The 25,544-nt window shown below is 37.1% G+C and carries 23 protein-coding genes and 1 other RNA gene; 15 read left to right on the top strand and 9 right to left on the bottom strand.

What is annotated here, in order from left to right:
• Positions 1-35 precede the first annotated feature (35 nt).
• Positions 36-686 carry a 23S rRNA (uridine(2552)-2'-O)-methyltransferase RlmE gene (gene rlmE, locus C9E89_RS03395; RefSeq protein ID WP_107007025.1) on the bottom strand — a complete coding sequence of 217 codons (651 nt, stop codon included), beginning with the start codon at positions 684-686 and terminating at the stop codon, positions 36-38.
• Between the two features lie 199 nt (positions 687-885).
• Between rlmE and yhbY the strand changes: the two genes are divergently transcribed.
• From yhbY to C9E89_RS03355, 7 genes are all read left to right on the top strand, one after another.
• Positions 886-1,209, top strand: coding sequence for a ribosome assembly RNA-binding protein YhbY (gene yhbY / locus C9E89_RS03390; RefSeq protein WP_107007024.1), 324 nt, complete (start codon positions 886-888; stop codon positions 1,207-1,209).
• A 12-nt stretch (positions 1,210-1,221) separates the two neighbouring features.
• Entirely contained in the window at positions 1,222-1,761 is a 540-nt protein-coding gene (locus C9E89_RS03385) for a DOMON-like domain-containing protein (RefSeq protein ID WP_107007023.1), read from the top strand.
• 800 nt (positions 1,762-2,561) lie between these two features.
• A complete protein-coding gene (gene carA / locus C9E89_RS03375; protein WP_107007021.1) occupies positions 2,562-3,704 on the top strand; it encodes a glutamine-hydrolyzing carbamoyl-phosphate synthase small subunit in 1,143 nt (380 codons plus the stop codon).
• Positions 3,705-3,717: 13 nt separating this feature from the next.
• On the top strand, positions 3,718-6,951 hold the full coding sequence (gene carB / locus C9E89_RS03370) for a carbamoyl-phosphate synthase large subunit (RefSeq protein ID WP_107007020.1): 3,234 nt from the start codon (positions 3,718-3,720) through the stop codon (positions 6,949-6,951).
• Positions 6,952-7,047: 96 nt separating this feature from the next.
• Positions 7,048-7,524: a transcription elongation factor GreA gene (gene greA, locus C9E89_RS03365; protein WP_107007019.1), complete on the top strand. Its 477-nt coding sequence runs from the start codon at positions 7,048-7,050 to the stop codon at positions 7,522-7,524.
• Between the two features lie 169 nt (positions 7,525-7,693).
• Positions 7,694-8,578 (top strand): class I SAM-dependent methyltransferase, encoded by an 885-nt coding sequence (locus tag C9E89_RS03360; protein ID WP_107007018.1) that lies wholly within the window; start codon positions 7,694-7,696, stop codon positions 8,576-8,578.
• Between the two features lie 122 nt (positions 8,579-8,700).
• Positions 8,701-9,324 (top strand): CatB-related O-acetyltransferase, encoded by a 624-nt coding sequence (locus C9E89_RS03355; RefSeq protein ID WP_107007017.1) that lies wholly within the window; start codon positions 8,701-8,703, stop codon positions 9,322-9,324.
• A 190-nt stretch (positions 9,325-9,514) separates the two neighbouring features.
• On the opposite strand, the gene C9E89_RS03350 is transcribed toward C9E89_RS03355, so the two are convergent.
• From C9E89_RS03350 to ubiH, 3 genes are all read right to left on the bottom strand, one after another.
• Positions 9,515-9,760 carry a hypothetical protein gene (locus tag C9E89_RS03350; protein WP_107007016.1) on the bottom strand — a complete coding sequence of 82 codons (246 nt, stop codon included), beginning with the start codon at positions 9,758-9,760 and terminating at the stop codon, positions 9,515-9,517.
• A gap of 171 nt (positions 9,761-9,931) precedes the next feature.
• Entirely contained in the window at positions 9,932-11,176 is a 1,245-nt protein-coding gene (locus C9E89_RS03345; protein WP_107007015.1) for an FAD-dependent monooxygenase, read from the bottom strand.
• Entirely contained in the window at positions 11,173-12,384 is a 1,212-nt protein-coding gene (ubiH, locus tag C9E89_RS03340; protein WP_107007014.1) for a 2-octaprenyl-6-methoxyphenyl hydroxylase, read from the bottom strand. Before ubiH ends, C9E89_RS03345 begins: the two co-directional genes overlap by 4 nt.
• A 169-nt stretch (positions 12,385-12,553) precedes the next feature.
• Here ubiH and C9E89_RS03335 point away from each other — a divergent pair, with 169 nt between their 5' ends.
• Both C9E89_RS03335 and C9E89_RS03330 read left to right on the top strand, forming a co-directional pair.
• Positions 12,554-13,060 carry a metal-dependent hydrolase gene (locus C9E89_RS03335; protein ID WP_107007013.1) on the top strand — a complete coding sequence of 169 codons (507 nt, stop codon included), beginning with the start codon at positions 12,554-12,556 and terminating at the stop codon, positions 13,058-13,060.
• The gene (locus C9E89_RS03330; protein WP_107007012.1) at positions 13,057-13,623 is read left to right on the top strand and encodes a hypothetical protein; all 567 of its coding nucleotides are present in this window, start codon (positions 13,057-13,059) and stop codon (positions 13,621-13,623) included. Before C9E89_RS03335 ends, C9E89_RS03330 begins: the two co-directional genes overlap by 4 nt.
• Positions 13,624-13,894: 271 nt before the next feature.
• On the opposite strand, the gene C9E89_RS03325 is transcribed toward C9E89_RS03330, so the two are convergent.
• The gene (locus C9E89_RS03325; RefSeq protein WP_213069625.1) at positions 13,895-15,259 is read right to left on the bottom strand and encodes a spinster family MFS transporter; all 1,365 of its coding nucleotides are present in this window, start codon (positions 15,257-15,259) and stop codon (positions 13,895-13,897) included.
• Positions 15,260-15,538: 279 nt separating this feature from the next.
• Here C9E89_RS03325 and C9E89_RS03320 point away from each other — a divergent pair, with 279 nt between their 5' ends.
• Positions 15,539-15,862, top strand: a complete 324-nt coding sequence (locus C9E89_RS03320; protein ID WP_228198972.1) for a GNAT family N-acetyltransferase — start codon at positions 15,539-15,541, stop codon at positions 15,860-15,862.
• Between the two features lie 235 nt (positions 15,863-16,097).
• On the opposite strand, the gene pepP is transcribed toward C9E89_RS03320, so the two are convergent.
• Both pepP and C9E89_RS03310 read right to left on the bottom strand, forming a co-directional pair.
• A complete protein-coding gene (gene pepP, locus C9E89_RS03315) occupies positions 16,098-17,420 on the bottom strand; it encodes a Xaa-Pro aminopeptidase (protein WP_107007011.1) in 1,323 nt (440 codons plus the stop codon).
• Positions 17,421-17,535: 115 nt separating this feature from the next.
• On the bottom strand, positions 17,536-18,168 hold the full coding sequence (locus C9E89_RS03310; RefSeq protein ID WP_107007010.1) for a UPF0149 family protein: 633 nt from the start codon (positions 18,166-18,168) through the stop codon (positions 17,536-17,538).
• A gap of 64 nt (positions 18,169-18,232) precedes the next feature.
• On the opposite strand from C9E89_RS03310, the gene C9E89_RS03305 reads away from it, so the two are divergent.
• The 3 genes from C9E89_RS03305 (at position 18,233) to ssrS (ending at position 19,353) form a co-directional block, all read left to right on the top strand.
• Positions 18,233-18,784 (top strand): hypothetical protein, encoded by a 552-nt coding sequence (locus C9E89_RS03305; protein WP_107007009.1) that lies wholly within the window; start codon positions 18,233-18,235, stop codon positions 18,782-18,784.
• Positions 18,785-18,786: 2 nt separating this feature from the next.
• Entirely contained in the window at positions 18,787-19,071 is a 285-nt protein-coding gene (locus C9E89_RS03300) for a cell division protein ZapA (RefSeq protein ID WP_107007008.1), read from the top strand.
• 100 nt (positions 19,072-19,171) lie between these two features.
• A non-coding RNA gene (ssrS, locus tag C9E89_RS03295) (6S RNA) lies at positions 19,172-19,353 on the top strand.
• A gap of 155 nt (positions 19,354-19,508) precedes the next feature.
• Here the strand turns inward: ssrS and C9E89_RS03290 are convergent.
• Together C9E89_RS03290 and C9E89_RS03285 are read right to left on the bottom strand one after the other, a co-directional pair.
• Positions 19,509-20,486, bottom strand: coding sequence for a hypothetical protein (locus C9E89_RS03290; RefSeq protein ID WP_107007007.1), 978 nt, complete (start codon positions 20,484-20,486; stop codon positions 19,509-19,511).
• 138 nt (positions 20,487-20,624) lie between these two features.
• Entirely contained in the window at positions 20,625-21,809 is a 1,185-nt protein-coding gene (locus C9E89_RS03285; protein ID WP_378227096.1) for a putative solute-binding protein, read from the bottom strand.
• Positions 21,810-22,248: 439 nt separating this feature from the next.
• Between C9E89_RS03285 and C9E89_RS03280 the strand changes: the two genes are divergently transcribed.
• On the top strand, positions 22,249-22,848 hold the full coding sequence (locus C9E89_RS03280) for a 5-formyltetrahydrofolate cyclo-ligase (protein ID WP_107007006.1): 600 nt from the start codon (positions 22,249-22,251) through the stop codon (positions 22,846-22,848).
• A 136-nt stretch (positions 22,849-22,984) separates the two neighbouring features.
• Positions 22,985-25,414 carry an endopeptidase La gene (gene lon / locus C9E89_RS03275; protein ID WP_107007005.1) on the top strand — a complete coding sequence of 810 codons (2,430 nt, stop codon included), beginning with the start codon at positions 22,985-22,987 and terminating at the stop codon, positions 25,412-25,414.
• Positions 25,415-25,544 lie beyond the last annotated feature (130 nt).

The raw sequence follows: 25,544 nt of genomic DNA, 5'->3' as shown, positions 1-25,544 counted from the left end.
TTAGAAAAATTCACATTCTCTTTTATCAAAAATTCTTACTGCGAAGCCTTTTTACGACCTTGTCCAATTAAAAAAACTTCTTTTGAACGTGCTCGTGATGCAGCGGGTTTCGCTGTTTTCAACACATCAAAACTACTGACGACTTGTTTACGAAATTCATCAAAACCGTCCCCTTGGAAAACCTTAACTACAAATTGCCCTTTAGGTCCTAAAACCTTATTCGCAAAATCAAGTGCAAGCTCACACAAGTAAATTTGACGAGGTTGATCTACTGCCTTATTACCTGATGTATTGGGGGCCATATCTGAAATTACAACGTCTACAGTACGTCCATTTAAAATATTTAACAATTTTTCAAAAACTTCTTCTTCACGAAAGTCACCTTGCAAAAAGGTAACATCAGGTAAAGCATCCATTTCTAAAATATCTGAAGCAATGACTAAACCTTTATCACCAACGAGTTTTCCTGCAATTTGTGACCAACTTCCTGGTGCAGCACCAAGATCGACTACAGTCATACCCGGTTTAATCATTTTATATTTTTCTTGAATTTCAAGTAGCTTATACGCAGCACGAGCACGATAGCCTTCTTTTTGTGCTTTTTTCACAAAAGGATCATCTAAATGCTCTCTCATCCACGCACGACTACTTTTAGATAACTTTTGGTTGGTAATGCGTGTAGCCATAACTCTCTTAATACAAATTAATAATCCGCTCTTGATTGTACGTGAAAAATATTCGTATTGCAGTATGCAACAGCATTTAAATCATCTGTTGTTCGTGTGTTTTTTTAAATCAGCATAATCGATTATTTCTACAGAATTTACAGCGCAGTGATATGGCTTTTGTTATACTAGGCCGTTTTTAAAATTAGGTTATGCTTATATGGCAACTCTCTCTATCCAAGAACGTAAACGTTTACGTCAAATCGGACATGCATTAAACCCTGTCGTAATGCTGGGCGATAAAGGCTTGACTGATAGTGTCGTTGAAGAATTAAACCGTGCTTTACACGATCATGAGCTTATTAAGATCAAAATTGCAGGTGAAGATCGCGAAGCTCGTGCTGCGCTCATCACTGAAATTGCAAATACTGCTGAAGCTGAAGTCGTACAAACCATTGGTAAAATTGCTTTGCTTTATAAAAAAGCTGCAAAACAAAATCCTAAACTGTCGAACTTAGTTCGTCACGCTCATCTTTCAAATTAAGATTATTGTTTCATGGCAAGTTATGAACTCAATGCTTTTGATCGTCGTTTTCAAAGCATTTCTCTCGTTGGTGCGATTGAACAAGTCAGTCCCTATACACTCAATGTGGGTTATTGGTTAAGAGATCCTAATCAACTCATTTTGTATCCTGACTTGGTTGCATCTCATCCACGTTTAGATTTTCTTTGGGAAAAAACTTGCTTTGAAATTTTTATAGGCGTACAGGGCGAAGACTATTATCGTGAGATTAACCTTTCCCCTTCGCAAGCATGGCAAGCTTATCAGTTTGAAGAATATCGCTATCCTGAAACTATGCCACCACAAGTTGCGTATGATATTGAACTTAATCAATTAAAACGCACGCATTATGGCTTAAATGTTAGCCTCGATTTAACTGAATTTATGTTAGCCCATAAGTTAAAGTGGTCTGATCTTTTTATTGGTCTAACAGCAGTTTTAGAAACATCACAAGCACAGCAGTTTTATGCTATGCAGCATAGTGGGCAAAATGCAGACTTTCACAATAAACGTGATTGGCTACATATCTTTTAAGCCACATTGTCTTAATGAAATGTAAAAGTAACAAAAGCAAAAGGTTCCCCCCTTTTGCTTTATCTTTTTACAGCCAACTACCAACATCACTAGGAGATAAAACAATAAAAATAAATTGCTGATTAGAACAATCATATAAAGTATGCCCCTCCCATAACCAGAAACAAAATCCAATATAAATTTCATATAAAATTCACCCAGACTCTGTGTCAAAACTCCAAACATATACAAAGCCTAAAAGAGCGTTATGCCACCTCATTTTCCATTTTCTAATGTTTTGAATAATTCGTTTTAAAATTTATTTTTAAACTGATGATTATTTCCAACCCACTTAAACTGACTAATAAATAATACAAATGAACATTTTTTATGAAATGGTACACAAATAAAACGCCTGCTCATGTTTTATTTTTAAGCTATTTTTTTATAACTCAAAACAATGGGAAAATATTTTTTACCAATCGTTAAATTTATTACGTTTTACTATTTTTAATAAAAACCTTGCTAACAAGCTAAACTATAACAATAAATTTTAAATTTTGATTTATCGAATAAATATTACATTTTAGCGATTAGATATTCATTTTTTATAAAACAGAAACTCACTCTAAATACAAGGTGTTTATCTGACATATTGTTAATTTTTTACATGGACTTCAAAGGTAATGATGCGTATAATGCAGTGTTAAGTTATAAGCGAGCAGACACAGGGAGGGTAGGATTTAATTAACCTTCCTTTTTTTTCGTCTACTCGCTTTTTTACAGCCCTATTTTTGTGGTTTTAGTTCAGGAGCTTTGGTTTGAGCACCCCCGCCATTTTAGCCCTTGCTGACGGTACTATCTTTAAAGGTACATCGATCGGCGCTACGGGAAGTACGACTGGTGAAGTCGTTTTTAACACTGCCATGACTGGTTATCAAGAAATCTTGACCGATCCAAGTTATGCCCAGCAACTTGTAACTTTAACTTATCCTCATATCGGTAATACTGGTTGTAATGACGAAGACGCTGAGTCTGGTCGCATTCACAAAGTCTGGGCGAATGGTTTAATCATTCGTGACTTGCCTTTATTACATAGCAACTTCCGATCAACGCAATCTTTAGGCGACTATTTAAAAGAACATAATGTCGTTGCAATTGCAGATATCGACACACGCAAATTAACACGTATTTTACGTGATAAAGGCGCACAAAATGGTTGTATTCTTGCTGGTGAAAATATCACTGAAGAAGAAGCGATTGCAAAAGCACGTGCATTTGGTGGTTTAAATGGTTTAGATCTTGCCAAAGAATGTTGCGACCCTGAAGGTTTTGAATGGACTGAAGGCTCTTGGGTTTTAGGTCAAGGTTTCTCTCAGCCTGAAGCTAAATTCCATGTTGTTGCATACGATTACGGTGTCAAAACCAACATCTTACGTATGCTTGCAGATCGCGGTTGTAAATTAACTGTTGTTCCTGCACAGACACCTGCTGAAAAAGTCCTTGCTTTGAATCCAGATGGCATATTCTTGTCAAATGGTCCTGGCGACCCAGCAGCATGTGACTATGCCATTGAAGCAGTAAAAACAATTGTGGAAGATGCGCGTAATGTGCCTGTATTTGGGATCTGCTTAGGTCACCAAATTCTTGCTCTTGCATCTGGTGCTAAAACTGTGAAAATGCCTCACGGTCACCACGGTGCTAACCATCCTGTACAAAATCTTGAAGATGGTACAGTGATGATTACTTCTCAAAACCATGGCTTCGCAGTAGATGCAGAAACTTTACCTGCAACGCTAAAAGCAACGCACAAATCATTGTTCGATCAAACCCTGCAAGGGATTCATCGTACAGACAAGCCAGCGTTTAGCTTCCAAGGTCACCCTGAAGCAAGCCCTGGTCCACATGACTGTGCACCATTGTTCGATCATTTCATCGAACTTATTGAAGCATCTAAGAAGTAATTAAGGAGCGATCATGGCTAAACGTACAGACATTAAAAGCATCCTGATTATTGGTGCGGGTCCAATTGTCATCGGTCAAGCATGTGAGTTTGACTACTCAGGTGCACAAGCATGTAAAGCGCTTCGTGAAGAAGGTTATCGTGTTATTTTGGTCAACTCTAACCCAGCGACCATTATGACTGACCCTGCTATGGCAGATGCAACGTATATCGAACCGATTACTTGGCAAACTGTTGCAGCAATCATTGAGAAAGAACGCCCAGATGCAGTTCTTCCTACAATGGGTGGTCAAACTGCTTTGAACTGTGCTCTTGCACTTGATGAGCATGGCATTCTCAAAAAATTCAATGTTGAATTGATTGGTGCGACCAAAGAAGCGATCGAAAAAGCGGAAGACCGTAAACTTTTCGATATCGCAATGCGTAAAATTGGTCTTGAATGTCCAAAAGCTGACATTGCTGAGTCAATGGAAGAAGCTTTAGCGATCCAAGCACGTTTTGGTTTCCCTGTGATTATCCGTCCTTCATTCACTATGGGTGGTTCTGGCGGCGGTATTGCATATAACAAAGAAGAATTCATTGAAATCTGTGAACGCGGTTTCGATCTTTCTCCAACTAAACAATTATTGATTGATGAATCTTTAATTGGTTGGAAAGAATACGAAATGGAAGTTGTTCGTGATAAAAACGACAACTGTATCATCGTATGTGCGATTGAAAACTTCGACCCAATGGGTGTACACACAGGTGACTCAATCACTGTTGCGCCTGCACAAACATTGACAGACAAAGAATATCAATTGATGCGTAATGCATCTTTAGCTGTTCTTCGTGAAATTGGTGTTGAAACGGGTGGTTCAAACGTTCAGTTCGGTATTAACCCGAAAGATGGTCGTATGGTCATCATCGAGATGAACCCACGTGTTTCTCGTTCTTCTGCGCTTGCGTCTAAAGCAACAGGTTTCCCGATTGCAAAAATCGCAGCAAAACTTGCTGTAGGTTATACGCTTGATGAATTGAAAAATGACATCACTGGCGGTACAACACCTGCATCATTCGAACCTGCAATTGACTACGTTGTCACTAAAGTTCCACGTTTCAACTTCGAAAAATTCCCACAAGCTGACGCAACTTTGACGACACAGATGAAATCTGTTGGTGAAGTCATGGCGATTGGTCGTAACTTCCAAGAGTCTGTAAATAAAGCACTCCGTGGTCTTGAAGTGGGTGCTTGTGGTTTTGATGAAAAAATCGCGCTAGGTACTGAAGGCGCACGTGAAAAGATTTTAGTTGAGCTTAAAGTTCCAGGTCCTGAGCGTATTTGGTATGTAGCTGACGCGTTCCGTCACGGCTTCACTTTAGATGACGTTTTTGAAGCAACGAAGATTGACCGCTGGTTCTTGATCCAAATCGAAGATATCGTTAAAACTGAAAATGAAATCAAAACTTTAGGTTTTGGTGATTTGAATGCCGATAACATCCGTGCATTCAAACGTAAAGGTTTATCTGACCTTCGCATTGCGAACTTGATGGGCATTTCACAAAAACAATTCCGTAAACACCGTTGGAACTTGGGCGTAACCCCTGTTTACAAACGTGTAGATACATGTGCTGCTGAGTTTGAATCAGATACAGCGTATATGTATTCAACTTACGATGAAGAGTGTGAATCGAACCCATCGACTAAAGATAAGATCATGGTGATCGGTGGCGGTCCTAACCGTATTGGTCAAGGGATCGAGTTCGATTACTGCTGTGTACACGCGGCGCTTGCAATGCGTGAAGACGGTTACGAAACCATCATGGTGAACTGTAACCCTGAAACAGTTTCTACCGATTATGATACATCTGATCGTTTGTACTTCGAACCAATTACGCTTGAAGATGTACTTGAAATCGTACGTACTGAAAAGCCTAAAGGTATTATTGTACAGTACGGTGGTCAAACTCCGCTTAAATTGGCTCGTGCTTTAGAAGAAGCAGGTGCGCCAATTATCGGTACATCTCCAGATGCAATCGACCGTGCAGAAGACCGTGAACGTTTCCAACAAATGATTCAACGTCTACAACTTCGTCAACCAAACAACAGCATTGTAAAATCTGCTGAAGAAGGTATGGCTGAAGCTGCGAAAGTTGGCTATCCATTAGTAGTACGTCCTTCGTATGTACTCGGTGGTCGTGCGATGGAAATCGTATACAACGATGACGAACTTAAACGCTACTTACGTGATGCGGTTCAAGCATCAAATGAAGCGCCTGTTCTTCTTGACCATTTCTTAGATGATGCAATCGAAGTTGACGTAGACTGCGTATCTGACGGTAAAGACGTTGTGATCGGCGGTATCATGCAGCATATCGAACAAGCAGGTATTCACTCAGGTGACTCAGCATGTTCTATTCCTCCTTATTCTCTTTCTCAAGAGATTCAGGATGAAATGCGTCGTCAAACAGTTGCAATGGCAAAAGAACTTGGCGTTGTTGGTCTGATGAACGTTCAGTATGCTGTAAAAGGTAATGACGTTTATATTTTAGAAGTAAATCCACGTGCATCACGTACTGTGCCATTCGTTTCTAAATGTATCGGTGACTCTTTAGCAAAAGTTGCTGCGCGTTGTATGGCGGGTCAATCTTTAGAATCTCAAGGATTCACTAAAGAAATCATCCCGACTCATTTTGCAGTAAAAGAAGCTGTATTCCCATTCAACAAGTTCCCTGGTGTAGATCCAATTCTTGGACCTGAGATGAAATCTACAGGTGAAGTGATGGGTGTAGGTAAAACTTTTGGTGAAGCATTCTATAAAGCTGTTTTAGGTGCAAATGAACGTTTACCTGGTCTTCCTACCGAAGGCGAAGTAAAACACGCATTTATTTCTGTACGTGATTCTGACAAGCCTCGTGCTGTTGGTATTGCAAAACAGTTAACTGATCTTGGCTTCAAAGTTATCGCTACTGGCGGAACTTATGATGTAATTAAAGATGCAGGTATTGAATGTGAACGCGTGAACAAAGTCACAGAAGGTCGTCCTAATATCGTTGACCGCTTGAAAAATGGCGAAGTTCAGCTCATTATCAATACAACTGAAGGTAAACAAGCTCAGCAAGATTCGTTCTCGATTCGTCGTTCAGCACTTCAAGGTAAAGTGTATTACACTACAACCTTAAATGGCGCTGATGCTGTTTGCCAAGCTTTAGCAATTAAATTGCCAATGGATGTATACCGTTTGCAAGATTTACAAACTGTAGGTTAATTCGTTTACCGAGAAGTCCCGTCACCTCTCGGTGGCGGGCTTTTTTCATTTCTAAACCTATGTTTTTTTCATACACTCACAAATTGAGGGACAACAATGCAACGTTATCCTATGACACCTGAAGGCAAGGTAGCCTTAGAAAAAGAACTTCAGCAGTTAAAATCTGTTGATCGTCCACGTATTATTGCAGCGATTGCGGAAGCACGTGAACATGGGGATTTAAAAGAAAATGCAGAATACCATGCAGCACGTGAACAGCAAGGTTTCTGTGAGGGACGTATTCAAGATATCGAAGGTAAACTCGGTGCTTGTCAAGTGATTGATGTTAAAGAACTTGAACAAACAGGTCGTGTTGTTTTTGGTGTGACGGTGACCATCGAAAACTTAGATACTGAAGAACAAAAAACCTACCAAATCGTAGGTGATGATGAAGCTGATTTTAAAATTAATAAAATTTCTGTGAATTCACCTATCGCGCGTGGTCTTTTGGGTAAAAATGAAGGTGATGAAGCTAAAATCATCACGCCACAAGGCGAAGTTGAATATGAAGTTGTCAGTGTTGAATATCTTTAATTCATATTAAAGCACAATATTTGATAGAATTTAGGGCTGATCATTCAGCCCTTTTTTATGCTTGCTCGAAAATGACCATATTAGCTACGTACTTCAAAGCAAAACGCCATTGTTAATTTTCACTATTCTTTTTAAAGTGTTATAAAATAAAAAATCAAGTGGAAATATTATGAAAGCAGGACGAGTGAGTCGTACCGCTGAAGCCGCAGCTGCCTTACGCGCCAACCATCATCTAAATGCCGATAACCCAGTATTTTCAGACCCATATGCTTTTGATATGACCAATGCACGTTGGCGTTTACTGTTAAATAATTCGTTAGTTCGTAAAACCTTAAATTCAAGTTTTATGAACAAAACTTTTGGGAAACTGACTGGGCAAGTGGTAGGTCGTTCACGCTATAGTGAAGATTTATTACAGCAAGCAATTGAAAATAATGATATTCAACAATATGTATTAGTTGGCGCAGGCTTAGATTCCTTTGTTTTACGTTTAGCTGATCAATATCCACAACTAAAAATTTTTGAAGTGGATCATCCTGATACGCAAAAAACTAAGATTGAAAAACTAAAGAAAATTTCTAAATCGAATCAATTGCCTGCTAATGTCGAATTTGTCAGCATAGACTTTGAAAAAGAAAAATTATCGGATGCTTTAAAGCGTAGTGGATTTGATTCTGATCATGCTGCATTTTTTTCTTGGTTAGGCACAACACATTATTTAACACCTGAAACAACTTTAGCCACATTGCAAAATATTGCCTCAATTGCAGCGCAAAATAGTGAGGTGGTGATGGACTATTCTGTGGACTATAAAACCTTGAAAGGTTTTGAGCGCTTAGGATCACATTTTGTAATTCAATTTACACGTTTTATGAAAGAACCGTTGATGGGCGCATTTATTCCTCAAGAGTTACATAATGCTGTGCAAAAAATGGGTTATGCAGTTATAGAAGATTTATCTGGCATTGATATTACTGAGCGTTATTTTCATCATCGTCCTGATCATATTCGCCACACACATGCGTCACATTTAATTCATTTAAAACTTGTGTAAATTTCCACATCCTCTAAATCACTGAAATAGCCTAGTTTTAGATAATACTTAGGCTATTTTACTTAATTTTTGATTCTTGCTCATATAGAATAGCCAAATATGCTTTCTGCTTTGTACTCTCTATGACTGACGCCATCAACTCACCTGTTAAACATTGGTGTGAATTTGAATTTATTTCTAAAACTGTGAAAAACCCCAATATTCATATTAAAGGAAATTATTCTTATTATTCAGCCTATTGGGATCAGGGTTTTGAGCGTTGTGTGGTGCGTTATTTACATGATAAACCTTCAACGCCAGAAAAGCCGATTGATCAGTTATATATTGGTAATTTTGTCTGTTTTGGTGCTGAATGTGTGATCATGATGGGGGGTAATCAGTTGCATCGTCCTGATTGGATTTCGACCTTTCCTTTTGATACCCGTAGTTTTTTACCTGCGGGTGATACAGTCATTGCCGATGGCTGTTGGATTGGTAGTCGTGCCATGATTATGCAAGGGGTAAAAATCGGTGAAGGTGCTGTGGTGGCAACGGGTGCTGTGGTCACGCAAGATGTACCACCCTATGCAATTGTTGGTGGTGTCCCTGCAAAAATTATAAAATATCGTTTTTCAGAAGAAGATATAACAAAACTGCTTTCTCTCAAATTGTATGAAATAGATGAAAAGCAGTTTCTAAAAATGCGAGAGACGTTGCAAAATCATAACTTAGATCAACTGAGTTCATTGATCGAAACACTGAAATAAAAATTAACTACTCACGTATCATCTTGCTAACCATCCTTCTTTTGAGAATCAGTAGTTTTGGAACAACTTATTCATCACCTCTATCTTATTGCAGATGAGTATCCATCATTGACATTCATCGTCAATAAAAAAAGCCCAAACTATTTTAAGCATCTACCTAAAATATTTGGGCTTTTTTGACAAAGTTTACTTAGTCTTTAGACTCATCAGGTGGAACTTCAGTAATTTTCCCACCACGTGCTAAAAATGCAGCAACTTCATCTTCCAATGCTTGGCGTTGTTTCAGCTTCGCAGTCACCGTTAGAGTTTCTGCTTCCGCTAAGTCAGTGTCAGTCACACTAGAATCAGCAGCATTTGCACCTTTCTCGGCTGCTTTTGCTTCATCGTCATCAACTACATTGTCATCATTTTCATCATAATCATTTGTATCCGTCATTTAAGCTCTCCCCATGAATGACTCAGATCATTACCAAAATAAGGTTTATTTACGAAGAAATGTACCAATCTCTTAAGCATTCGCCTAGTACTAAATACATTAAAAACGCATATTTTTTAACCAAATTAGTAATTTTATTTAAATGATTGCCTAAAAAATATCAAATCCTATTTAAATTGCATAACGTGTATTTTGTAAATTTGATAAACCATTTGCCTGCATCATAAAACGTTCTTTTAAAAATGCGGAATGTTCAACCTGTTTTAAACCAAAGTTTCTAGCCCAAACAAAAGGAAATAATTCAGCCGACTCTAACCAACCAATGATTGACATACTATGCATCATGGCATCATTTTGTCCTTTGCGTAGATGTTCATAACGCTTTAAAGTTTGCTCATGTGCCCATACGCCACGCTTTAGATCATGTAATAACACATCACATAAAATAGCAGCATCTAAACAACCAATATTTACCCCTTGTCCTGCCAAAGGATGAATCACATGTGCAGCATCACCAATCAGTGCTAAACCTTCTTTAACATAACGCTGTGCAGCACGAGCCTTGAGTGGAAATTTTGCACGTGGCGTTGCTTCTAAAATTTCTCCCAACATATGATGACTTTCTTGGGTTAAAAGCTGACAAAACTCAGCATCATTTAAAGTAGCATATTCATCTGCATAATCATCAGGTAATGTCCAAACAATTGAAATCCAATGTTCTGCTTGTTCAGGTACTAAACTTGCCATGGGTAAAAATGCTAAAGGTCCTGTCGGATGAAAAATTTGTCGTGCAACATATTGATGAGGTTGTGTGCTACGAATCGCACAGGTTAACCCTGCTTGCTTGTAGTCCAAAATATCTAAATCAATAAATGCTTGCTCTCGTACAAATGAATTTGCCCCATCTGCACCAATCACTAATTTGGTTTTCAAGCTTGAGCCATCTGCAAGTTGAATGATCCAATATCCAACAGCTTGCTCTACACGAGTCACTTTAACTTGGGTACGATAGTCTTTTAATTTTTCCAGCATCGTTTGTTGAATAGCAAGATTTAAAATACTCGGTTCTACCATGGAACCTAGACTTTGTTCATCTGTGGGAAAATGTGTAGAAGCTTGACCAAAATTAATTTCGCCATAGCCATTTTTATTCCAAACTTGCATACCTGTATAAGGCATTTGACGTGCAATTTTGTCCCATATATTCACTTTTTTAAGCAAATGAATAGTGGCTTGACTGAGTGCTAAAACACGTGGATTTGCGACAGCTAAAGTTTTGCTTTCATCTAAAATAGGTGCAGCATCCAAAACAGTCGCTTGTACGCCACCTTCGGCAAGTAATAAAGCAGTTAAACCACCCACTAACCCACCACCCACAATCACCACGTCTAATATATTCTGTGTAGTTTGACTCATGCTTTTAGCCCCATTGCATAATTGGCAACTAAAGGTTTAATCCCAGGAATAAGATCAAAAGCCACCAAACCTGTATTACGTAGCAGTTTTAACATTGGATTTTGATTACTAAAACCACGTACAACTGAATCACAAAATTTAATCACACGCTTTTGATCTGACAAACGCGCTTGCTCATAAGCTTTGAGTATTTCAGGCTCACCAATATCGTTTTTATGAACCACTTGTTGATGAAGATAGCGAACTAAAACATCAGCATCACGCATACATAAATTAAAACCTTGCCCTGCCACAGGATGAATAGTATGAGCAGCATTACCCATTAAAATGACACGGCCTACAGCTTGTTGATGTGCTAATACTTGTGATAACGGAAAACTAAAACGCTTTCCTGTTTTAATAAATTTCCCTGCACGATCTCCATAGGTTTTTTGCAAAGCATCAAGGAAATGTTGATCATTTTCTTCACCCAACCATTCATGCTCAGTTCCTTTGGTCACAGGCCAAACAACTGAACGGCGATATTCACCAGGTAAAGGTAATAGTGCCAAAGGTCCTAAATGACTAAAGCGTTCAAAACCTACTTGATGATGTGGTTTAGATGTCTGTACAGTGGTCACAATAGCAACTTGCTCATAATCATGTACGTCTACACCAATACCTAAAGCCTGACGACAAAATGAATCTCGACCATCCGCAGCAATGACTAATTTGGCTTTGAGTGCATGAATGTACTCTCCTCCACGTGTTGCTTCTATTTGTACTTCATCTTGATTTTGAGTCAGTGACGTGACTTGCACACCATCAATGAGTTCAATCAAGGGTTGTTGACGTACTTGAGTTAATAACACACGTCCTAACCATGCATTTTCAATCACCTGACCAAAGCTTTCGACTTTTTCTTCATCTGCTTTTAAACGTGCCTTACCAAAACTACCTTGCTCAGTAATATGCACTTCTAAAATTGGGGTAGCATGTTGTTGTAATGCATCCCAGAGTCCAAGCTTCTGATAAATCTGCACTGTACGACGAGATAATGCTGTATTACGAGCATCAAAGCTTGAGTGATAAGGTGCAAGGGTTGCATCATCATAATTTGGATATTTGATTGCCTCGAGCAATTTAACTGCGATATTTGCTTTTGCCAACATCAGAGCCAAACTTAGCCCAACCATCCCACCACCCACAATAATGACTTCTTGCTGCATGTTTTAACCCTTTCTATATGCAATTCAGCATGCTGAATACTGCTTATCTTGATTGATTTTATATTACATGAAGCGCAATGATTTTTATATTGGATTAGTATCTTGTTCGGTGTGATTTGGCAGCGTTATGTTAATCTAGGCAAAATTCGTTTTATAAAAATATGAAAAAATGTTTATTGCACATATACCTTCTGGCTATATTTTAGCGGATCTATTAGACAAAAAATTAAAACCCAATCTTCTCAGTCGTAAAGCGTTTTATAGCACGATTATGCTCGGTGCTATTTTTCCAGATATTGACCTATTTTACTTTTATTTCCTTGATCAACGCTCAGTACACCATCATCAGTATTTTTTACATTGGTTTTCTGTCTGGATCCCACTTTTTCTGTTGGCATTTGCTGCATGGAAAATCTTTAAACAGCATACTAAGTTTGCATTCATCGCTATGTTATTTTCAGGTGCTGCACTTTTACATATTTGTTTAGATACTTTTGTGGGTGATGTTTGGTTATTTGCACCCTTTATAAATCGATCCTATGTATTTTTTGAAGTTACAGCACGTTATCAACCTTGGTGGTTAAATTTTATTTTTCATTGGTCATTTTTGGTAGAGTTAGTCATCTGTGCTTATGCATTTATTTTATATATTCGTAAAAATAAGGCATTGAAATGATTGTTGCAGGCGGTGGTGCTGGTAGCTTATTTCTCATTATTTTCTTGTTGATTTTAATGTCACTCGGTTCAGCAAGTTTTTATTTTCTTTGGCGATGTCGATATACACGTCAAGGATTACTTATTCCACCTTTAAAAAAATGGCAACTCTTTTTACTGTATAGCCCAATCGTTTTATGTGTTTTATTTGCAGCTTTGATTTTTTGGGCAGCTCAAGCGAATGAAAAATATGTGAAATTTGAACATGAAAAAGATAAAAATCGCTATTTCACCCTCGAAAAAGATACACCTTTTGGTGAAATTATTCTGCCCAAAGGGACACATATCAGCAAATATATTCCTGCGGGTTTTGATCATAATGCACCACGCGACTTAAATGATGTAGATGGGATTCAATTTCCATATCCAGTACAAATCAATGGCATGTCTGTTCTCGAAATCTCACCAACAATAGGTTTTTTACGTTTAGCTAAAGATTATCATTTCATTCATCAAGCTAAGAAAATGACTTGCCCTAAAACACACTATCTTGTCGTTGATCTCAATAATTATCAGCTAGAGTAGCATATCGTGATAAAAATCTACCCATCCCACCACTTACATTTAAACCAAGTCTATGGACATTTCAAGATTGCATGTCAAAAATCGACTTCCCATCGTCATTACCGCATTGGAAAGATGGAAAGCTCATAAGTGCAAGGTAAAAAACTGATTTTTATGCTATTTATACATCAACTTATCATTTAAACAGATACAACTCAAATAGACTTTTACTCCACATGATTCATTTATTTATCAATCAAATTTCGTCGTAAAAGTCTATTGAAAGCGTTAATTAATTTGTACTGTTGCCCTCTTCAACCTTCATACTTTCAATGAAGTGCTTACATCCCGATTTTAATAAAACAATTGTCAATAAAGCAGCGACTCCACCAACAATCGCAATTGAATAACCAACTTTATTAATATCTGCAAAAACATGATCTGTGATCATTGCAACTAAAGTTGTGCCTATACCTAAACCGATCAAGCTACTGATTAACAAAAATATTGCAGAAATTTGAGCACGTAATTGGTTTGGTGCAAGTATTTGCATCGCCGCAGTTGAAGTTGGCATCGGAAAAGAAGCAAAAAACATAGCTATACTTAAAATAACTAAAGATACAGTCAGATTGTCTACCATGGTATAACTCATAATCGGCAAGAGAATGCCTAACCCACCTAGAAAACCTGTGTACATTGCCGCATCTTTACGTCCTTTCATGGTTAAATAATCCGTTAACCATCCTGCAAAAAACACGCCTGAAGTATTGGCAATCAACAGAATTGTTCCTAACATATACCCTGTTTCTACAGGTGATAAATGGTAATTTCTCATATAAAAAGCAGGTGACCAACTCATCATACAAAATAAAGCCATCGCATAAAATGTAAAACCCATATAGTGACATGTAAAAGTTTTACGATGCTTAGCTAAAAACTTAAATGAATCCGTAAATTTGACTTTTTCTACTTGCCCTAACGCATTGACACGCTGCCCTTTACGAATAGGATCTCGTACTGTAAGTAAAAAAATGATACCGATCAAAATACCCGGCAAACCAACCAAAATAAAAGCCACTTGCCAAGCTTTCATTAAACCAAACAAAGGAACCTGTATATGCGTTGCATCTTTTAAAAGACTAATCACATAGCCACCGACTAAAAAAGCAGTTCCCCCTCCAATGAATGAGCCAATTGAGTAAATACCAACAGCTTTTCCTAACTTTTCTTTAGAAAACAGATCACTAAATATAGAGTATGCTGCGGGTGATAAAGCTGCTTCGCCTATCCCAATGCCCATTCTTGATAAAAATAATTGCAGAAAATTTTTACTCAACCCACAAGCAGCCGTAGCAAAACTCCAAAAAATAATTCCGATTGCAATAATTTTTGGTCTTGAGAAACGATCTGCAAGATATGCTATTGGTAATCCCATAATTGCGTAAAAAAGAGAAAAAGCTAAACCATGTAATAAGCTAAATTGAGTATCTGTCAGATTTAAATCATTTTTAATGGGTTCAATCATCAAAACTAAAATTTGACGATCTATATATGAAAATATATAGGCTAACATGCATAAAAAAACAACATACCAAGCATATTTAGAACTGTGCTGCTTTTGTGGTATCTCACCATCATTCGCATTTTCGTGTCTCATCATTTATTTCCTTATAATTCGAGATTACGTTATCAATCCACACTTTGGACTTTTTAAGTGATGAAAAAATCATTTTCCTAACGAAATGTATTGTTGTTGGATCATCATATTCGTTTTTGATTTTATCAGCACACTGATAATATTTCTTTTTATTTTAAGGAGCAAGTACCTTCAGAGAAAATTTTTATTCTGCGTATTGCACAAAATTAGATCAAAAATGTCATATCATTAATTTAAAAATTTAAAACAACTTAAAATCTTCAATGACAAAGAATCACAATGATTATTGATATTTCTATAAATGATGAAATTCATAAAGAAGAAGTTTTAGAATTATATGTTGCTCATCTTTGGTCTTCTGCTGAAAAACCTGATCAGTTAATGTTAGCTTTACAAAACTCTCATAGCCTTGTCACTGCAAGATTTCAAGGCAAATTAGTCGGTCTTGCTAATGCAATTTCTGGTGGCTATTTAGTCGTGTACTTTCCACATATGTTGGTACATCCAGATTTTCAACGTTTAGGTATAGGCAAAAAAAATGATGAGAAAATTATTAGATCGCTATCAAAATTTTCATCAAAAAATGCTGACAGCGGATGCTAATGCCATTTCTTTTTATGAATCTCTTGGCTTTAGTCGTGCTGGAAAAACTCAACCTATGTGGATTTATGCTGGAACAGAACATTAAAAATAGAAAAATGAATCAAAGCGCAAACAATAATAAGTACATAAAAAACCCTCCTGTACTCAGGAGGGTAAAATCTTCAAAATGTGTCATCTTTCAATATAACTTTTTAAGTGAAATTTTTAATATCTCACTGATTTTACTGCACCACGCTTAGTTTGACTCTGCCATGAGTGCTTCAATATCTGCAACAGATTTCACGACATTTTTAGTCAAAACCAATGGACCATTTTGTGTTGCAACGACATCATCTTCAATACGAATACCGATACCACGCCATTTTTTATCTACGGTTTGATCATCAGGTGCAATATACAAACCAGGCTCCACAGTCACCACCATACCTTCTTCATAGCAGCGCCATTCGCCTTGATCTTTATATGACCCTACATCATGCACGTCCATGCCTAACCAATGTCCTGTACCATGCATATAAAATTGGCGATAACGTTCAGTTTCAATAATCTCTTCCAAATCGCCCTGCATAATCCCTAAATCAAGTAAACCTTGAACTAAGATTCTTACCGCAACATGATGTGGTTCTTTATAAGAGTTGCCAATACGTACAGCATCAATCGCAGCAATTTGTGAGTCTAATACAATCTGATATAACGCTTTTTGTTCAGGACTAAATTGACCATTTACAGGAAAAGTACGGGTAATGTCAGAAGCATAAAGCTCATATTCACAAGCTGCATCAATAAGAACTAAATCACCATTTTTCAATGGTTTATTATTTTCTACATAATGCAAAATACAGCCATTTTCACCACCACCTACGATACTATTATATGATGGCACACAACCATTTTTTCCAAAAATATAATTCAGTTCAGCCTCTAGAGCATATTCCATCATATTTGGTCGAACTGTTTGCATGGCACGGGTATGTGCTTCAGCACTAATCTCTGAAGCAATTTGCATAAGCTGAATTTCTTTGGCTGACTTATGCAAACGCATTTCATCTACAATCTGGTCAAGTTGAATGATCTGAGCAGGAACAGCCGCACCACGACGTGACTCACCTGTTGCTTTAGCAATCCACTGACTGACTCGCGCATCAAATTCAGCACGTTGCCCGATACGATAAAAAAGTTTTTCTTTATTGAGTAATTTTTCAATAATCTCTTCATCTAACAGATCAATGGCATAAGCTTCATCAGCATCATAATCGTCTATTGCACCATCAATTCCTGCACGATAACCATTCCAAATTTCCATTTCACGATTACGTTCACGACAAAAAAGACTATAGCTATAGTCTTCACATGTTGCATCTGTTTCAATAATTGCCACAGCTTCAGGCTCAGCAAAACCTGTTAAATAGAAAAAACTACTATCAGCACGAAATTTATAATCAGCATCTCGATTTCGCATCACTTCTGGACTGGTTGCAATAATCGCAATGCTATTAGGACCCATTTGTTCTGCGAGGCGGTCACGACGTTCCCGAAAATCTACTTGCGTTAATTTCATTCTTTATTCAGCTTATCATTCAGTGGTAAAAATTAGTTTGGTCTTATTCAATCAAAAATAAAGGCTTTTTTATGTTCAATATCATCTAAAAAAACCTTTATTTTGATGGGTAAATTTAACTAGGGCGATGTGGTGTAAACATCTCTACCACATTATTACTATCAGAAGCATCGATGACTTGCTTCATTTTACTGTGAAAATTTTGTAATAAAGAGCTTTCTAAAACTGGAATTTTCTTTCGTCCCATTGACAATGATACAGGAATTAAACGTACAAACTCATATAACTCTTGATAGCTTGCATCACCTTCTTCATCATCATCTGACTCATCAAATTCAACAGAAGCAACATCTTGTAAACTTTCAATCAATTCTTGTTCATCTGCTCGAATATGACCTGAAGCTAAACCAAAACCGAGCACTACACCAGCACACCAATCTGATAATGCTAAAACGCGTTCAGCAAGGCTATGCTCGTCATCTGGTAATAATGGTAAATAATCCAGTTCATCTTCTGATAAAGCATGTGCAATGTCTTCGGCTTCTTCAGCTAACATTGCGAGTGCATCTTCGTTTACTTTTGGTACATCAATGGTTGATAAAATTTGTAACCATTCATCACGAGATGGCACTTCAGTAACACAAATTATACCTGTAAGTAAGCCATGTAACTCACTTGGGCTTGAAATTTCTTCAATTTGACCAAAGTTTTGATCCCAATCTGACCAACCTGAAATATCGTCTTGCATTCGCTTTTCCAATCTCTATACTTCTGTATATATTACCTTTGATTGCAGATCTGTGCGACCCGTTATGCTAGAACAATTACAGCGTCTACAAACGCATATTGGTGTTTTAAAAACACGTATTGAAAAAACTGAGAAAGAAAATGTAGCACTGTTAAAAGAGAAAGCTAACAGTGAAGAGCAGACACATACTCAGATTTTGCATAAAAATGGCATTATCACTCAAAAGCAAGATGAAATCGAAAGCTTGACTGAACAACTGTCTCAATTGCAAAAACAGTTTAATCAACTCAATACTGATGCAAAATCTTTGGCTGAACGTTATGGTCGCCTAGAAAAAAGTTGTACTGATCTAAAAACACGTTTTCAAGAGATTTTGACTGAACGTAATGAATTACGTGTAATGAAAGAAAAGCTTCAGGCTGAACAGCGCCAATCTCATCAAGAGATTAAAGAATTAAATAATGAACGTGAACGCTTAATTCAGAAAAATGATCATGCGAAAACTAAAGTTGAAGCCATTATTCAACGTTTAGCGATTTTAGGTACAGAACAAGATCATCATGCGCAAGAAATTCAACAACTTGCTCATCCTGCTGAAACAAATGAGGAAGTTTAATCATGTCTGATGTTGTTATTGTTGAATTACGTTTAATTGAACAAATTTTTCGTTTAAGTACAACACCTGATAAACAAGCCGATTTAGAGCGTGCAGGAAACTTGCTCAATGAGAAATTTCAAGAATTTCGTCGTAAAGCACCAAACATGGAACATAACAAGCTTATGATCATGGTTGCTTTAGAATTAATGCAAGAGGTTTTAAGCCTTAACAAGTCCTTACAAGAATATACACATTGTGAACGGCTCCTTGAGGAAATTTTAAAAGATGTTGAAAAAGCAGTATAAACTGCTTTTTGTTTGCGCATTTGATGCAATCTAATTTATAAAAATACACATTTATTGAGAATGAGTATTTGCCACAGCATTCAGAATATGTATACTTAATATAACTCTGAGGTGTTCGCCAGTACGTCTATTCCCCTGCCGATACTTAAACTTACGGATGCGTTCTGTGTATTTTGAGTGTATGCCTACCCCGAGTAGGAAACCCAGTAAGTACGCGTCGTGTCCACCTTGAACTCATCGGGTTCAGGGTAACGACCATGCAGCGGCATCTTCGGAGAACTTAATTTTTTATAATAAGCTTTAACCATCTCATCTTTTTATTCTTTTAATATTTTTGTCTAATCTTTTGATTTAAACCCTTCTTCTCTTTTTTGTAAATTTGATAGAAAAGCATAGTTCATGCTTTTCTATTTGAGTTCGTCTAGTGAATGATCAAATTATGCTTTACTTTTACAAATGTAATCTGCAATTTTTCCAGCCGCATCATCAAAAATATAAATTAAATTTGGGTCTGTAGAACAAACAGACGATTTAAATAAACCTTTTAAAGTCATCCAAATACTTGTTTTTTCTGATTCGACCACAGCATTTGTTTGTACTGTACGCGTTTGTTTCATTGCATATTCAGTAAAAATTGTATGCCAATTTTGACCGAACTTTTTAATATCTGCCTCACTTGCACCATTTAAGTCAATAATTTGATTAATTTCGACAGAGTTTGGATTATAAATAGCAATAAATGGTCCATTTGAACGAAGAAGTTTAGGATTGAGTTGAGTGAGTTCCTCTGCTGCGAGTTTATAATCATAAACTGCTAAAATTTCTTCACAGTCATCATTATTTTGTTGCAACTCAACTGTTACAGGCACTTTAGTCACAACTTGAGCTGTTTCAGCAACACCTTGATTTTCCGTCGCTTCTTCTACTGTTTCTAATTTTACAAAGCTATTACATAATGCGGTATTGGCTTTTTTTGCATTGGTTCCTTGACTCAATAAAATCACTGCCGATGGACGTGTACTTGCATGTACAGGCATCAAATCTGCAACACCCATAGTAAATTGGCGAGACATTGTATCTTGAGCATGAATAGGTGGCATCGCCATTACAGGCGGCATGGTCATTGCAACAGGAGGAGTTAAGTCATCTAGCACACAACTTTGACCATTTTCGAAAGTTGCTTTTAGTTGTCCCTGTTGCTCAAGATCATCATTTAAACCGTCTATATTGACATTTTTTGCTGTTTTACCTGATGCCAGAAAGGCTTGGCAACGCTCAGATGTCAATGTGATCTGTTGATTTTGATAACTAAATTTAAATTCACCTTGATGATTTTCCATTTTACCTGTGATCTGTGCAGAAGCAGCAAAAGACATTCCACACAAAAATAAGGTCGCACATAGTTTGTTCAGCATACATTTAACTCAATAAATAAAAACTGCTGAAATGTATCAAACAATGCTGAATAAAATTATTTAAAATCAATTATATGCTTATATATAAAACAAAAACTGTTGCTTTAAGCAACAGTTAGTATTTCCAATACACTTTATTTACTCATCGGTTAAAGCACATTCAAAACTACTCGGATTTTGCCCACAACGTACTTTCTTTAATATTTTCATCATCGCAGGGTCATAATAGCCTTCTTTGGTCATTTGAACACGCGCCTCACGCATAATCTTGATATAACCAGGCTTATCTGCTTCACGGATTTCCATCCAATATTTTTCTGGTATTTCTTTTTCAATTTTATCAACAAATGCAAAAGCAGGATCTAGTTGTTTAGAGATCATTTCACGTGCAATTGACCCCATGCCTATTGGAAACTTGTTACGGTGCATAATCAAAGTACCTGTAACCTGAATAAGCGGAAATTTAATAATTCCACCTACTGTTTTTCCTGTTTTATCATTCATTCCTTTTTGTAATTCTAAGGGCTTAAATAACAAAGCAGGTCCAGCCATAATATCGACCTCTTTATTATTAAACTTGCCACCTACAGTGAGTAAATCAACAGAAATCGGCTGTGCCCCAACGTTTTGCACCAATTTTTTTTGCGTACCATCAAAGTTCATAACAGCAACTTTTTTCCCTGCTGCTTTTGCCAAAGTATCTATACGACGGTCATTGACCATAATATAAGCCGCACCTAAAGGTACAATACCGACCACCTCATAGTCTTTATTCACCATTTTAGAGTCATATTCAGGTCGCGCCAATAACTGAATTACAGCAGATAATTGCTTATAGCTTTGTACCGCACCAATGGCATCAATACTGCCCACAAATGGATTAAACTGACGTGCACGTAAATTACTAATTCCTGCACCATCACAACGTTTACTTCTAAAATCTTCTGTTAAAACACGCTCATCGGTATAAACACGTAAATTTAATTCCGTGGAGGCTTTTTTCTTTAATTTTGGATAATCCATATCTATGCGCATTTGCAGTTTAGAAGGTCGAGTGATTTTTAAATCAACACCAAAATCTTTTGCAATCTGCGCAATACGAGGTAATTCACTAATATAGGTTGTTGCTTGTTCAAAAGCTTCACCATTGGCGCCATCAGGTGAATAAACACATAATGTCACTTGTTTAGGAATTTGCGCCCAAACTTTTGGATCATTCATTAATTGTTTAATTTTTTGTTGTGAATGTGCAGACAAAGTCAAATCCAGTTTAGGTGCAGCATAAGCCATATTTGAAACTGACCAAGGGAGTAAAATTGCCATTGCCAATAAACTGCTTTTAAACGCAGGTGCAATATACTTTTTCAAGTCATTTTTTTTGATCATATTCATGTTATTTTCCATTTTTATATCATGTGATGGTCTATGACCTTCTATCCTTATGCCTTAAGTTAAAAGAACTTGTTTTAGATTAAATTGACTGCTTAAAGCCAAATGTCGTCAAAAAAGTTAAAATTTACAAATCGTTCTACTTTTTATTTTTTATATATAAATATGAATCACTTAATACAAAGCTATTCGCTCACCGTTTATCTGATTTTTCATTAAAAATGTTTCTGTTTCTTAAGCTGATCTTTATTTTTAAATAAAATGTATGAATAGAACTCATCATTTTTTATTTCAATGATATTTGATTGGTAATATCACGCATTGCCTTGTTAATATTAAGATTGATTTTTCAGTTTTTAAATACCTTAACCTTATGTCTAATCAAACTTTACAACTACGTAAACAACTCAGATCACAACGACGAAAATTAACAGCATTTCAACAACAACAACATGCTCAAGCTGTATTACAACATTTAAGACATTATCCGCGATTTTTTTCAGCAAAAAATATTGGTATTTATTTAGATGGGTTTGGTGAATTGCGCACTCAACATTTGATAGAACTTTGTTTTAAACATCAAAAAAATGTGTATTTACCAATGATTTGCAATATGAATCAAAGCTTACGTTGGGTCAAAATTTCACATCAACAATACAGAAATAAACGTTTTGTTCTGCATAAATTAGGTATGTTTGAACCTATGGCGAGTCGCGGTTTGCATGTTTCTTGTTTAGATCTATTACTAATGCCACTCTTGGCATGTGATCTTACTGGAGCACGCATGGGAATGGGTGGTGGTTTTTATGATAGAACCTTAACATCAGCGCCTTATAAACCCTATCGTTTAGGATTAGCACATGATTTTCAGTTTTTTGATGAAAAATTTGTTCGAAATCCTTGGGATCAAGCACTTCATGGCTTGGTGACACCAAGGAAATTAATGCACTTTCAACGTCAAATTAGCCAATAGTCATTTTTATGATTTATTTATTATCAAATACTTGACATTTTTTATGCAAATTATTTATTACAGCCCTTGTAATTTTTGAAATACACATCACTATAAAAAACATGACAAATTATTTTGTCACTCATTAGGAGTGCCCATGTCTGAGATTATTATGAATCAAGAAAACTTAGAGCCACAGGTTCCAAGTGTATTACCACTTTTAGCGCTACGTGATGTTGTGGTGTATCCACACATGCAAATTGCGTTATTTGTAGGTCGTGAAAAATCGATCAATGCAGTTGATGTGGCTCGTAACAGTGACAATTTAGTATTTGTGGTTGCGCAAAAAGATTCGCTTACAGAAGAAATTGATCACGACAACTTATATCAATACGGTACTGTCGCGAAGATCGTGCAAGTTGTGAATCACGAAAATGACGAAAACTGCATAAAAGTATTAATTGAAGGCTTACATCGTTCTAAGTTAGTACAAATTATTGACAACGATGAATATTTATCAGCTGAACATGCTTTAAGCCCAATGACTGTATCGGTTGATCAGGATACACAAGCAACACGTGTAGAAGAGTTACGTGCTTTATTTGCTCAATATGCAGAAGCAAAATTACGTAATGCACGTGAACTGATCGCAGCAGCGAATAAAATTGATGATTTATTACAATTATTATTCTTTGTTGCAACACGTGTGCCTTTGAATATTGATGTTAAACAAAAATTCTTAGAACACGATGAGTTTGAAGCACATTTACAAGAACTCATGACGTATTTATTGCAACAATCTGAAGAACAACAGATTGAGCAAACTTTACATGACTCTGTAAAACGTAATATGGAAAAAAATCAGCGCGAATACTTCCTCAATGAAAAGATGAAAGTCATTCAGCGTGAACTTTCTGACATGAATGGTGGTGCTGAAGATGATATCGCTGAAATTGAAAAGCGTTTAGCTGAAGCTGACTTACCTGAGCATGTGCGTAAAAAAGCTGAAGGTGAATTCCGTAAGCTCAAAGCGATGCAACCTGCTTCAAGTGAAGCGGCTGTGGTTCGTAACTATATCGAGGCAATTTTAGATACGCCTTGGAATAAAGCGAGCAAAGTCAGCATTAACTTGGCAAAAGCACAAGAAATTTTAGATACCGATCATTATGGTTTAGATGATGTCAAAGATCGTATCGTCGAGTATCTTGCTGTGCAATCACGTGTGAAAAAACTCAAAGGTCCGATTCTTTGTTTGGTTGGTCCTCCAGGTGTAGGTAAAACTTCACTCGGTGAATCTGTTGCAAAAGCGACAGGTCGTGAATTTGTCCGTATGGCTTTAGGTGGTGTACGTGATGAAGCGGAAATCCGTGGTCACCGTCGTACCTATATTGGTGCAATGCCAGGTAAAATTGTGCAGTCATTGACGAAAGTCGGTGTAAAGAACCCATTGTTCTTACTCGATGAAATTGACAAAATGGCGCAGGACTACCGTGGTGATCCTGCTTCTGCTTTGCTTGAAGTGCTTGATCCATCACAAAACAGCAAGTTTAACGATCATTATTTAGATCTTGATCTGGACTTGTCTGAAGTCATGTTTATCTGTACTGCAAATAGCATGAACATTCCAGAAGCCTTACTTGACCGTATGGAAGTGATTCGTCTACCCGGTTATACCGAAGATGAAAAAATTAACATTGCAGACCGCTACCTTGTTCCGAAAGCAATTAAGAACAATGGTTTACGTGCCAAAGAATTGACTGTTCATGAAGAAGCAATTCGCGATATCGTGCAACGTTATACCCGTGAAGCAGGTGTTCGTAGTCTAGAACGTGAAGTGTCTAAGATTGCACGTAAAGTCGTGAAAGAAGCGGTCAGCAAAAAGGCGAAAAACCTTCAAATTGATGTCACTTCTGCAAATCTTCCAGACTACTTAGGTCCACATAAGTTTGACTTTGGTATGGCTGAAGAAGAAGCACAAGTTGGTCGTGTGAATGGTTTGGCTTGGACGTCTGTCGGTGGTGAATTGCTCACCATTGAAGTTGCAGCAGTCAAAGGTAAAGGTAAATTCATCACCACTGGTTCACTCGGTGATGTGATGAAAGAGTCGATTACTGCGGCAATGACAGTGGTTCGTACCCGTGCTGATGAATTGGGTATTGAAGCATCTCGTTTTGAAGAAACTGATGTTCACGTTCACTTACCTGAAGGTGCAACACCAAAAGATGGTCCTTCTGCGGGTCTTGCACTGACTACGGCACTTGTTTCAGCATTTACAGGCATTGCGATTCGTCCAGATATTGCAATGACAGGTGAAACCAGTCTAGGTGGTCGTGCGATGCGTATTGGTGGCTTAAAAGAGAAACTTTTGGCTGCACATCGTGGTGGTGTGAAACTGGTGTTCATTCCTCAGGACAACGTACGTGATTTGGCAGAAATTCCAGAAAACGTCAAAGAAGGCTTAGAAATTAAAGCTGTGAAAAGTATCGATGAGATTCTGCCACTTGCTTTGGTTGAACAACCAACACCATTGGTTAAAGCACCGATTGTTAAAGCAGTTGATGATGGTAAAAAAGCGGCTCGCCACTAAAATATATTGAGTGATCTCGCATAAGAAAGAGCGCTTCGGCGCTCTTTCTTTTTTATGATATAGAGATAAAATGATTGAACCAAAAAATTCATTTATACATGTTCTCTTACAATATAAAGATTTTAATTTA

Origin of the sequence: Acinetobacter sichuanensis (genome assembly GCF_003024515.2) — a bacterium.
GTDB lineage: Bacteria > Pseudomonadota > Gammaproteobacteria > Pseudomonadales > Moraxellaceae > Acinetobacter > Acinetobacter sichuanensis.
This window is presented reverse-complemented; position numbering and strand designations above follow the sequence as displayed.

Bases quoted from the DNA above. Each gene is read 5' to 3' on its own strand.
- rlmE (WP_107007025.1), bottom strand. From the start codon at position 686: ATGGCTACACGCATTACCAACCAAAAGTTATCTAAAAGTAGTCGTGCG.
- yhbY (WP_107007024.1), top strand. From the start codon at position 886: ATGGCAACTCTCTCTATCCAAGAACGTAAACGTTTACGTCAAATCGGA.
- C9E89_RS03385 (WP_107007023.1), top strand. From the start codon at position 1,222: ATGGCAAGTTATGAACTCAATGCTTTTGATCGTCGTTTTCAAAGCATT.
- carB (WP_107007020.1), top strand. From the start codon at position 3,718: ATGGCTAAACGTACAGACATTAAAAGCATCCTGATTATTGGTGCGGGT.
- greA (WP_107007019.1), top strand. From the start codon at position 7,048: ATGCAACGTTATCCTATGACACCTGAAGGCAAGGTAGCCTTAGAAAAA.
- C9E89_RS03360 (WP_107007018.1), top strand. From the start codon at position 7,694: ATGAAAGCAGGACGAGTGAGTCGTACCGCTGAAGCCGCAGCTGCCTTA.
- C9E89_RS03355 (WP_107007017.1), top strand. From the start codon at position 8,701: ATGACTGACGCCATCAACTCACCTGTTAAACATTGGTGTGAATTTGAA.
- C9E89_RS03350 (WP_107007016.1), bottom strand. From the start codon at position 9,760: ATGACGGATACAAATGATTATGATGAAAATGATGACAATGTAGTTGAT.
- C9E89_RS03345 (WP_107007015.1), bottom strand. From the start codon at position 11,176: ATGAGTCAAACTACACAGAATATATTAGACGTGGTGATTGTGGGTGGT.
- ubiH (WP_107007014.1), bottom strand. From the start codon at position 12,384: ATGCAGCAAGAAGTCATTATTGTGGGTGGTGGGATGGTTGGGCTAAGT.
- C9E89_RS03335 (WP_107007013.1), top strand. From the start codon at position 12,554: ATGTTTATTGCACATATACCTTCTGGCTATATTTTAGCGGATCTATTA.
- C9E89_RS03330 (WP_107007012.1), top strand. From the start codon at position 13,057: ATGATTGTTGCAGGCGGTGGTGCTGGTAGCTTATTTCTCATTATTTTC.
- C9E89_RS03325 (WP_213069625.1), bottom strand. From the start codon at position 15,259: ATGAGACACGAAAATGCGAATGATGGTGAGATACCACAAAAGCAGCAC.
- C9E89_RS03320 (WP_228198972.1), top strand. From the start codon at position 15,539: ATGATTATTGATATTTCTATAAATGATGAAATTCATAAAGAAGAAGTT.
- pepP (WP_107007011.1), bottom strand. From the start codon at position 17,420: ATGAAATTAACGCAAGTAGATTTTCGGGAACGTCGTGACCGCCTCGCA.
- C9E89_RS03310 (WP_107007010.1), bottom strand. From the start codon at position 18,168: ATGCAAGACGATATTTCAGGTTGGTCAGATTGGGATCAAAACTTTGGT.
- C9E89_RS03305 (WP_107007009.1), top strand. From the start codon at position 18,233: ATGCTAGAACAATTACAGCGTCTACAAACGCATATTGGTGTTTTAAAA.
- C9E89_RS03300 (WP_107007008.1), top strand. From the start codon at position 18,787: ATGTCTGATGTTGTTATTGTTGAATTACGTTTAATTGAACAAATTTTT.
- C9E89_RS03290 (WP_107007007.1), bottom strand. From the start codon at position 20,486: ATGCTGAACAAACTATGTGCGACCTTATTTTTGTGTGGAATGTCTTTT.
- C9E89_RS03285 (WP_378227096.1), bottom strand. From the start codon at position 21,809: ATGGCAATTTTACTCCCTTGGTCAGTTTCAAATATGGCTTATGCTGCA.
- C9E89_RS03280 (WP_107007006.1), top strand. From the start codon at position 22,249: ATGTCTAATCAAACTTTACAACTACGTAAACAACTCAGATCACAACGA.
- lon (WP_107007005.1), top strand. From the start codon at position 22,985: ATGTCTGAGATTATTATGAATCAAGAAAACTTAGAGCCACAGGTTCCA.